Here is a 277-nt window from a genome sequence, read left to right on the forward strand (position 1 = left end):
GATCGAGGTGGCGGCCAGGCCGTCGGCCCGGCGCTGCTCGGCCAGAGCGTCCAGGAAGGCGTTCGCCGCCGCGTAGTTGCCCTGGCCCGCGTTGCCGATCGAACCGGCGATGGAGGAGAAGAGCACGAACGCGGACAGGTCGAGACCGGCCGTCAGCTCGTGCAGGTTGAGCGCCGCGTCCACCTTCGGACGCGCCACCGTGGCGAACCGCTCCACCGTCAGGCCGTCGACGACACCGTCGTCCAGCACACCGGCCGTGTGGAACACCGCCGACAGC

General features: G+C 71.5%; 1 protein-coding gene. It reads right to left on the reverse strand.

The window, feature by feature from the left end; genetic code table 11:
* The coding region (locus tag UK12_RS35565; RefSeq protein WP_045307365.1) for a ketoreductase domain-containing protein at positions 1 to 277 on the reverse strand (277 nt) is incomplete at both ends.

Origin of the sequence: Saccharothrix sp. ST-888 (genome assembly GCF_000955975.1) — a bacterium.
Taxonomy (GTDB): Bacteria; Actinomycetota; Actinomycetes; order Streptomycetales; family Streptomycetaceae; genus Kitasatospora.